Source organism: Rhodoferax sp. OV413, from assembly GCF_900104385.1.
Classification (GTDB): Bacteria; Pseudomonadota; Gammaproteobacteria; order Burkholderiales; family Burkholderiaceae_C; genus Rhodoferax_B.
This window is the reverse complement of sequence record NZ_FNJA01000004.1, coordinates 399055-408810: the sequence shown is the minus strand read 5'-3', so window position 1 is coordinate 408810 and position 9756 is coordinate 399055. Positions and strand designations below refer to the sequence as shown.

Here is a 9756-nt window from a genome sequence, read left to right as displayed (position 1 = left end):
CCCTTACAGCGCCAGCAGTCCGGCGCCGATCACCAGAGTCGCCAATGCCAGGGTGGTGACAAAGCGGGTAGCCACAAAGCGGTGCAGTATTTCTCCCGCATATTGCAAATAGGTCAGGCGCCCGTTCGCACCTTGGCACAGGCTCAGATGGTCGCTCAGCGCCGCCAGCTCCATGGGGGAGGTTCCGGTGGCATCGCCAAACGACGATGTGCTCCAGCTGGGAGCTGCAAAGGCGGTCGGAATAATTTTGTTGCGCATCGGGTTTTCTCCTGCCGCACGGCATAAAGCCGCGTTATGAATAAAGTATTACAGGGTGCTGCCTGAAGCAGTAACCCCGTGTAAGCATCCTAGGTCGGGCTGGCGTGTAAGTCTGTCGGACAGGGCGCCGCTCGCGGGGTAGGACGGCGGCTATTCAGGTAGCAATGGCTATGGCGCAGGCCTATCACGTGGTTGTAGGACAGGTCTGGCAGTCGAAACGGGTCGCCGCCGATACCGGACTCGGCGTCCGGCGCCGACCATAGGGCAGTCCCTAACACTGTGAGAACCGTATGCACATCCTGCCCCACCTCAGCCCAGATCCGCAACAAAACCGCTTGCTGGCGGCCTTGCCGGCGGCCGAACTGGCACGTTGGGAGCCTTACCTGGAGCTGGTCGATCTCAGCCTGGGCCAGGTGCTGTGCGATGCGGGGCAAGCACCTGTGTACGCGGTGTTTCCGACCACGGCCATCGTCTCTCTGGTGTACGGCACGCAGGAGGGCGCGTCATCGGAGATTGCCGTGGTGGGCAACGAAGGCGTGGTGGGCATATCGCTGTTCATGGGCGGCGGCGCCACCCCGAACCAGGCGGTGGTGCAAAGCGCTGGCGAGGGCTACCGGCTGCGCGCCTCGTGGATCAAGAGCGCCATGCTGCAAGGCGGCCCGGTGCTGCAGATGCTGCTGCGCTACACCCAATCGCTGATGGCGCAAATGGCCCAGACGGCGGTGTGCAACCGCTACCACTCCATAGACCAACAGTTGTGCCGCCGCCTGCTGCTGGGGCTGGACCGGGTAGGGTCCGACGAACTGGATATGACGCAAGAGCTGGCCGCCAGCCTGCTGGGGGTGCGCCGCGAGGGTGTGACCTGCGCCGCCCACAAGCTGCAGCTGGCGGGCGTCATCCGCTACCAGCGCGGCCACATCATGGTGCTTGACCGTCTGCAGCTGGAAAAGCGCAGCTGCGAGTGCTATGCGGTCACCAAGAAAGAGCACGACCGGCTGCTGCCTGCGCCCCTGGCCCTGGCGGCCTGAATGTCAGTACGGGTTCAAGGTTTCAGACCTTGGGCTTGTTGGCTGCGGGCGGTAGCTGCTCCACCAGCGCACGGTAGCGGGCTTCGCTCTCGCGCATGGCAGCCGCCATGATCTTGGACTCGCTCACATCGTACAGAACCATGTGCTGCAGCGCAGCACCCAGGTCGTCATGGCCGGCGCGGGTGGTCAGCGCGACCCAGCAGTGGCTGTCGTCGCTGCGGCTCATTTGCAGCTCGCAGGTCTGCGGCATGCCGGACTCGAACAGCTGCTTGCGGCACATGTAATAACTGTCCTGGTGGTTCTTGACGATGAAGCGGCTGATGCGCTGTCCCACCAGCGCACTGCGTGCCACACCCAGCAGCTTGGCGGCGGCGATATTCGCCTCCAGCACCAGGCCATGTGCGTCCACCGTGCAATAGCCCACCGGCGCCAGGTCGTACAGGTCGAAGTAGCGGGCCCGCGCCACATCCAGCAGCTCCTGGGTACGCCGCAGCTCGTCGTTCTGCATCTCCAGTTCGATCTGGTGTACCTGCAGCTCATGCAGGGTTTTGCGCATGGCCTCCAGCGACATCGCATGCGGGCTGTGCTGCAGGCCTGGCAGCGCGTTCTGCGCGAGGTCTTCGGCGCGCTGGCGCAAGTCCTCTGCCGCCTTTTCAGGCTTGGGGGCGCTGTCTTCGTTTTTGCTGTTGGGGTTCATAGTCCACCTCCATTTTGCTGACCGGTTTCGACCTCTTTTGCCCGTTCGGTCGTGGCAATTGCGTAGACCTGGCCGCTGGCGTTCAGCAAGGCCGTGGAAGTTAAAGACACTTCGAGCACCGAGCCATCCTTGGCCAGGCGCTGGGTCAGATAGGGCTCCAGCGTCTGTGCCTGGCTCAGCTGCTGCACCCGGGCCAGCGCGCTGCCATGTTGGGCGGCCGGGATGCGGGCACTGACATTCATGGCCAGCGCTTCGGTTTCGCTCCAGCCGTACATCCGCACCGCGCCAGGGTTCCAGGCCAGGATGCTGCCGTTCAGGTCCTGCACTGTGATGGCGTCGAAGGCATCGCGTACCACCACCGCCAGGCGCAGCTGTTCATTGGCCGTGCGCAGGGCCTCGCGGGTGCGCACCATCTCGGTAATGTCGACAAAGGTGATCACCACGCCCTCCACCACGTTGTCCTGCGTGCGGTAGGGCAGGATGCGCATGGTGTAGTGCTTGCGGTCAATCGTCTGCACGTCGATCTCGTGGGCTTGCAGGCTGACCAGCACCTGCTGCACATCGGCCACCAGCCGGTCGTAGCCCACCAGGTTCGATGCGATATGGCCCACCGGGCGCCCCACATCGCTGAGGATCAGGTGGATGATTTGCGTCACCGCCGGGGTGAAGCGCAGGATGTGCAGTGCGTGGTCCAGAAAGATGGTGCCAATGCCGGTGCCTGCCAGCAGGTTGTTCATGTCGTTATTCGCGCGCGACAGGTCGGTCACCTTGGTTTGCAGCTCGGTGTTGACGGTGGCCAGCTCTTCGTTGATGGACTGCAGCTCTTCCTTGGAGGTTTCCAGCTCTTCGTTGGTGGACTGCAGTTCCTCGTTGATGGACTGCATCTCCTCGTTCGACGACTTGAGCTCTTCGTTCGAGGTTTCCAGCTCCTCGTTGGCGGCGTGCAGGTACTCCTCTTTGGCCTGCAGCTCCTCGTTCAGCTCGGCGATCTGCGCCTGCGTATCTTGGGTGTGGTTGCTGGCCGACAGCAGCGGCAGCGCCTGTGCGGGCGCCTCCTGCGCCGGGGCTTCTTCCAGCACCACCAGGTACAGCGGTGACTCGAGTGCCGACGGTGGGCCAGTGTCCACCGGGCAGACCGTCAGATTGACCGGGGTGAAATGCCCATTGGTCTTGACCCGCAGGTTGGCGGTCTGCACCCGTTCCTTGCTGTTGGCGGCCTTGTGCAGCGCGGTGGTCAGCTCGCGGCGCAGGCCTTCGCGTGCCATCTTCACGATGTTGTTGATGCCGGCCTCGCCGGGCGCGGGCTCCAGGAACATGCCGGTGCGGCCATGCAGGTAGAGGATGTCGCCCTGGGCGTTGACCAGCGCGGCCACCGGGGCCAGCTGCAGCAGCAGGGTCTGCTCGGTCAGTGCGCGCAGCGACAGTTTCAGCGGCGTCGGCAGCTTGCCCGAGGCGGGTGGCAGGGTCACATCCTTGATGGCAGCGGGTGGCAGGAACCGGCCCAGCGCGGCACGCTGCGCCCCCTGGAAGTCTTCCTTGCGCTGGTAGGCCTTGGCCTTGCGGTCCAGCACGGCAAACACATCGCCCAGCTCGCCCACGGTTTCCGAGCTGCCCAGAAACAGCATGCCGCCCGGCAGCAGCGCGTAGTGGAACAAGGCCATCACCTTCTTCTGCAGGTCCGAGCCCATGTAGATCAGCAGATTGCGGCAGCTGATCAGGTCGAGCTTGGAAAACGGCGGGTCTTTCACCAGGTTGTGCTCGGAGAACACCAGCATGTCGCGGATGCTCTTGTGCACCCGGTAGGCGCTGCCATCGGGCTCGGCGGTGAAGAAGCGGGCCAGCCGCTCGGGCGTGATGTCTTCGGCAATGCTGGCTGGGTACAGGCCGGCGCGGGCCGTAGCAATCGCGCGGCTGTCGATATCGGTGGCAAACACCTGCACCTTGTAGCTGAGCTTCAAGGCCTCCAGCCGCTCCTGCAGCAGGATGGCAATGGAATAGGCCTCTTCGCCGGTGGAGCAGCCGGCCGACCAGGCGCGCACCACGGCACCGGCGGGCTTGCCCTCAAACAGCTTGGGTACAACCTGGGTCTCCAGCACCTCGAAAGCCTCGGGGTCACGGAAGAAGTTGGTCACGCCTATCAGCAGGTCGTTGAACAGCGCGTCCACCTCGGCCGTGGTGTGCTGCAGGAACTTGACGTAATCGTCCAGCGCGTCGATCTGGTGCACCGCCATGCGCCGCTCGATGCGCCGGTAGATGGTGCTGGGCTTGTACTGCGAAAAGTCGTGGCTGGTATGGGTGCGCAGCAGGATGAAGATTTTTTTCAAGGCGTTTTCGGTCTGCGGTGCGCTGGTCGTGGTCACCGCCCGGGGCGGCCGGCCAAAGGCGTGGGCCACATAGGCCATCAGCTGGGCGGGCATTTCTGCGGGGGGCAGCTCGTAGTCCACCAGGCCGGTGGCCAGGCTGCTGCGCGGCATGCCGTCGTATTCGGCGGAGGCCGGGTTCTGCACCATGGCCATGCCGCCTTCGTCCTTGATGGCGCGCAGGCCCAGGGTGCCGTCGCTGCCGGTGCCCGACAGCACGATGCCGATGGCCCGCTCGCGTTGGTCCTGCGCCAGCGAGCGGAACAAAAAGTCGATCGGCAGCCGGTGGCCGCGCGGCGCGCTCGGCTCCAGCAGGTGCAGCGCACCGTTCAAAAAGGCCATGTCGCGGTTCGGCGGAATGATGTAGGCGCAATTGATTTGTACCAGCATGCCGTCGGTGACCTCGACCACCTGCATGCGGGTGTGGCGCTGCATCAGCTCGGTCAGCAGGCTGCTGTGGTCGGGCGCCAGGTGCTGCACCAGCACAAAGGCCATGCCCGGGTCCTTGTGGTCGGGCATGCCGGAGAAAAAGGCTTCGAACGCCGCCAGCCCGCCGGCCGACGCACCAATACCGACGATGGGGAACTGCGAGTTTGTGGGCGTGGGGGCGGGCGGTGCCGCTGCGGTGCTGGGGCTCTTTTTGGAGCCGGGTCCCTTGCTTGCCATGCTTCTCTCCTGTTGCGACGAAGAGTCAGGCGGGCGCTTCAGCGAACTTCAGTGTAGTCCCTGGATGCGTCAAAGTAAAAAAACTCCTAAAAATATAGCTGCCAGCGCAGGTGGAATATGCGCTAGAGGCAGTTTTTATCTAAATTTTTACCGTGATGCTCCCGCCTGACCCGCGTCGGCCCTGCAGAGCGCCTGGGGCTCAGGCCGGTACCGTGGCCAGGCCGTTGCGGCCCCAGTGGCGGTGCTGGCCCATGGCCTGGATGAAGGCCGGGGCGAAGCCGGTCGGCAGCTCGCCCGCGGCCGCCAGCACTACGCCGGGCAGGGGCAGTACCACGCCGGGCTCGGTCACCAGGCCCACGCCCAGGCTGGCCAGCAGGCCGGCACCCGAGCCGCAGGCGGCAATCGTCTTGCAGTGCTTGTAGGCTTCCAGCACGAAGTGCACTGCGTCGCCATCGGCTGCCATGGCCGCCGCGTGGGCGCCCATGCAGGGCAGAAACACCGCATCGAACACCACCGAGGGCGTGGTCAGCAGGCTGCAGTCCACCGGCAGCAGCGCGCCGTCGGCTGCTTGCACCGTGCCCAGCGCTGCCGCCACCACCTTGCTGCTGGCGCCGGCATCGGTCAGCGCCTGCTGCACGGCCTGCACGCTGGCGGCATCCACACCATTGGCCACCAGGATCGCCACCTTGCGGGTGGCAATGTTGCCGCCCGGGGCCTGCGCCATGCTGAGCGCGGGCGAGGGCTGTACGTCCACCGGGTGCGGCGCCGCGCGAAAGCCCGACCACAGGGTGGCGGCCTGCTTGTCCGGCGCGCCTATGCCCAGCGGCGCGGCCACCCTTACCGCCAACTGGCCATCCACATGGGCCAGGTTGTCGACCATGCGCTGGCGGATGGCCGGGGTTTCGAGCTTGGACAGCTCGAACTGGAAGGCCGCCACGATGTGGTCTTGCTCGGGCTCGGTCTGGCTCAGCCAGAACATCCGGGCCTGCGAGAAATGGTCGTCAAAACTGGGGCTGCGCTGGCGGATCTTGGGCGACTCCAGGGTCTCGTGCACGCTGCTGAAGCCCTTGGGCTGGGCCTGTGTGCCGTCGAGGCGGAACTCACTGCCCGTGGCCAGGGTATTCGGCTCGTAGGCCACGCGCCCGCGGTTGACGGTTTGCCGGTGCATGCCGTCGCGCTGGAAGTTGTGCATCGGGCACTTGGCCTGGTTGATCGGCAGCTCGTGGAAGTTGGCGCTGCCCAGGCGCGACAGCTGGGTGTCGGTGTACGAGAACAGCCGGCCCTGCAGCAGCGGGTCGTTGGAGAAGTCGATGCCCGGCACCAGATGCCCGGGGTGGAAGGCCACCTGCTCGGTCTCGGCAAAGAAGTTGTCGGGATTCCGGTTCAGCACCATGCGGCCGATGCGGCGCACCGGCACCAGCTCTTCGGGGATCAGCTTGGTCGGGTCGAGCAGGTCGAAGTTGAAGCGGAATTCGTCTTCTTCGGGCACCACTTGCACGCCCAGCTCCCATTCGGGGAAGTTGCCGCTGTCGATGGCCTCCCACAGGTCGCGGCGGTGGAAGTCGGCGTCCTTGCCGGCCAGCTTTTGCGCTTCGTCCCAGGCCAGGCCGTGGGTGCCGAGCAGCGGCTTCCAGTGGAACTTGACGAAGCTGGCGTCGCCCTTGGCGTTGACCATGCGGAAGGTGTGCACGCCAAAGCCTTCCATCATGCGGAGGCTGCGCGGAATGGCGCGGTCGGACATGACCCACATCAGCATGTGGGTGGACTCGGGCATCAGGGTTACGAAGTCCCAAAAGGTGTCGTGGGCGCTGGCGGCCTGTGGGATCTCGTTGTGCGGCTCGGGCTTGACGGCGTGGACCAGGTCCGGGAACTTGATTGCGTCCTGGATGAAGAACACCGGGATGTTGTTGCCCACCAGGTCGTAGTTGCCCTCGGCGGTATAGAACTTGACGGCGAAGCCGCGGGCATCGCGCGCCGTGTCGGCCGAGCCGCGCGAACCGGCCACGGTGGAGAAGCGCACGAACACCGGGGTCTGCACGCCGGGGTTGGACAGAAAGTGGGCCTTGGTGAGACCGCCCATGTCCTCGTACACCTGGAAGAAGCCGTGCGCGCCCGCACCGCGCGCATGCACGGCGCGCTCGGGGATGCGCTCGTGGTCGAAGTGGGTGATCTTCTCGCGCAGGATGAAGTCTTCCATCAGCGTCGGGCCGCGCAGCCCGGCTTTCAGCGAGTTGTGGTTGTCGGGCAGCGGCAGGCCCTGGTTGGTGGTCAGGCTTTGGGCTGCTGGCTCGGGGGGGCGGGCGGGCTGCTGGCTCGGGGTCATGGGTTCGCTCAGCGCAACTTTTCCCGGCGGCGGTGCGCCTTCGGCGGTGAAGTCGGCGTGCTCCTGGGCCAGCGGTTTGGTGGCGGGGGCTGGTGGGTTGGTGGGGGTAGGGACTGTCATGGTCAAGCCTTGGGTTTAGCGCTGGAGCTTTTTGTAGGTGCGGTCGGCTTCGGGGCCGCGGTCGGTGTCTTGCAGGCCGCGGCTGACATCGCGGTAGGCCTGTTCGACTTCCACACTCGGCGTGCCGTCGGTGGCGTCCACCGACTGGTCGCGCTCGTGCGGCAGCTTGGGGTGGGTATCGGGAGGCGGGCTGTCGGGTGCTGAGCCTTTGCGGCGCGGCGCGCTGGTGTCAACCGATTTGACGGCAGGCTGGACGGCGGGGGCGGGTTTGCGGGAGTGGACGGGCATAGTGTCTCCTGTGGCCGAGGGCGATGGCGTCGGCATGGAGTCACCATAAAACGGCAGGCGTTGGCCCGTCGGTGCGCTGGCGCACATTTGCGCAAATCAGGGTGAATAACGCCGCTGGCGCTTATCCAAGCTGCGCCAGCTGCTATCAAATCAGGATTAATCCGGGTCCGGGTCGAGCTCGCTACCGCTGTCGTAGACCTGCACGCAGTCGCGCCCGGCGGCCTTGGCGGCGTACATGGCGGCGTCGGCATTGCGCAGCAAGGTATCGGCGTCGCTGCCGGCTTCCGGGTACAGCGCGATGCCGATGGAGGCGCCGACCTGCAGGCTGTGCGACTCGATCTCCATAGGCTGGCTGATGCCTTCGAGCAGCCGGTAGGCCAGGCCCAGCGCGCGGTCACGCTGCTCTACCGGGTACTGCAGCACGGCGAACTCGTCGCCGCCCATGCGGGCCACCAGGTCGCCGTCGCGGGCGATGCGGCGCATCCGGTCGGCCAGCAGCGCCAGCACCTTGTCGCCCACGGCGTGGCCAAAGCGGTCGTTGATGGGTTTGAAGCGGTCGATGTCGATGAAGTGCACGGCAAAGCCCACGCCCACGGCGTGCGCGGTCTGCACCGTGCTGGCCAGGCTTTCCAGGAAGGCTTCGCGGTTGACCAGCGATGTCAGGCCGTCGTGGCTGGCCACGTGGCGGATGCGTTCCTCGGCCAGCCGGCGTTCGGTGATGTCGGTATAGGTGCGCAGCATGCCGCCGCCTTCGACCGGCACGCTGTGCACCTCAATGACCCGGCCGTTCGGGCGTTTGCGGTCGTAACCATGGGGCCGGTGCAGTCCGTCGACCGCGCGGACCAGCGACAGGGTTTGTGGCGGCGTGTGGGCGAATTCGCCGTGGGCTTCCTGGTAGGCAAATACTTCGTCTACCGTGGGGCGCCGGTCCATCAGCTCCTGGGGCAGGTCCAGCAGCTCGCGGGCCCGGCGGTTGCAGACCTCGACGATGCGCTCGGCGTTGACCATCAGCACGCCTTGCTCCATGCGCTGCAGCGTGGCTTCCAGCAGGGCCGACTTGTCCTTCAGGATGGCTTCGCTCTCGCGGGCCCGGCGCTCGGCCGCCTGCAGCAGCCGCTGCTGGTGCTTGAGCGCGCTGATGTCCACGTGGGCGAAATAGCCCTTGCCATCGGGGCTGCGCTGGGCGATGACGCGGCTCCAGCGGTCGCGCGGCAGCGGCAGCTCGAACGGCGCGCCGGTGAAGTGCAGGCCATCGGCCAGGGTGGCCAGGCCGGATTCGAAGAGTGCGCCGCCGTCGGTGATCTGGCCCTGCCAGGCGGTGCGGTAGGCCCATTCGAACTGCCGGCCCAGCGCCGCGTCGCGGTCCGGCAGGTCGTACATCAGCACGAAGGACGGGTTGACCCAGTCGATCCGGTCGTCGGCGCCGGTGACCATCACGCCGTCGGCCACGTGTTCAAACAGGGCGCCGTCCTTGATCGGCGTGGCCCCCAGGGCGCTGAGGATTTGTGCGCCCTGCGGCCCGGCAATCGGCGTGCGCACCTGCCAGATGCGGATGCGCCCCACCTTGGGCAGTGGCAGCGAGGCCGCCCACAGCCGCACGCCCAGGTGCTCAAAGGCGAACGGGCGTTGCTGGTTGCGGTGCCGGGCCAGGCCGTCGACCACGTAGCGCTCCATGGCCGCCAGTTCGCCGGCGGCCAGGCGGTTCTGGTAGAAGCGGCGCAGATTGGCCTGGTAGGGTTCGCCCACGTGGATGTGGGACGCATGTTCGGGAAACAGTTTGAGGAAGGTGCGGTTCCACACCAGGGCGTGGTCGGTCTCGTCGAACACGCAGGTACCTATGCCCAGGCTGTCGAGGGTTTCGGCCACGGCGCGCAACACCGGTAGTGCGCTGGCCGCAGCTGCGCTGGGCTCAAAAGGTGGCGGTTGTTGGTCCATAGCGCTGTCGTCTCGCTGGGCGTCTGAGGGACGTGTTTTGTCTCACACCGGTTTTAAACCAGACTGTACCCGAGTCTGCTG

At 65.9% G+C, this 9756-nt stretch carries 7 protein-coding genes; 1 reads left to right on the top strand and 6 read right to left on the bottom strand.

Annotation, left to right across the window (positions count from 1 at the left end; genetic code table 11):
- Positions 1 to 3: 3 nt before the first annotated feature.
- Positions 4 to 258, bottom strand: coding sequence for a hypothetical protein (locus BLT66_RS16475; RefSeq protein ID WP_092759029.1), 255 nt, complete (start codon positions 256 to 258; stop codon positions 4 to 6).
- A 290-nt stretch (positions 259 to 548) separates the two neighbouring features.
- Between BLT66_RS16475 and BLT66_RS16470 the strand changes: the two genes are divergently transcribed.
- Positions 549 to 1286: a Crp/Fnr family transcriptional regulator gene (locus BLT66_RS16470; protein WP_176955068.1), complete on the top strand. Its 738-nt coding sequence runs from the start codon at positions 549 to 551 to the stop codon at positions 1284 to 1286.
- Positions 1287 to 1308: 22 nt separating this feature from the next.
- On the opposite strand, the gene BLT66_RS16465 is transcribed toward BLT66_RS16470, so the two are convergent.
- The 5 genes from BLT66_RS16465 to BLT66_RS16445 form a co-directional block, all read right to left on the bottom strand.
- Entirely contained in the window at positions 1309 to 1983 is a 675-nt protein-coding gene (locus BLT66_RS16465; RefSeq protein WP_092759027.1) for a PAS domain-containing protein, read from the bottom strand.
- On the bottom strand, positions 1980 to 5009 hold the full coding sequence (locus BLT66_RS16460; protein ID WP_092759025.1) for a chemotaxis protein CheB: 3030 nt from the start codon (positions 5007 to 5009) through the stop codon (positions 1980 to 1982). The genes BLT66_RS16465 and BLT66_RS16460 overlap by 4 nt, the downstream gene beginning before the upstream one ends.
- A gap of 199 nt (positions 5010 to 5208) precedes the next feature.
- Positions 5209 to 7332 (bottom strand): catalase, encoded by a 2124-nt coding sequence (locus BLT66_RS16455; protein WP_092759192.1) that lies wholly within the window; start codon positions 7330 to 7332, stop codon positions 5209 to 5211.
- Positions 7333 to 7467: 135 nt separating this feature from the next.
- Entirely contained in the window at positions 7468 to 7740 is a 273-nt protein-coding gene (locus BLT66_RS16450; RefSeq protein WP_092759023.1) for a hypothetical protein, read from the bottom strand.
- A gap of 156 nt (positions 7741 to 7896) precedes the next feature.
- Positions 7897 to 9675, bottom strand: coding sequence for a diguanylate cyclase domain-containing protein (locus BLT66_RS16445; protein ID WP_092759021.1), 1779 nt, complete (start codon positions 9673 to 9675; stop codon positions 7897 to 7899).
- Between the last annotated feature and the right edge of the window lie 81 nt (positions 9676 to 9756).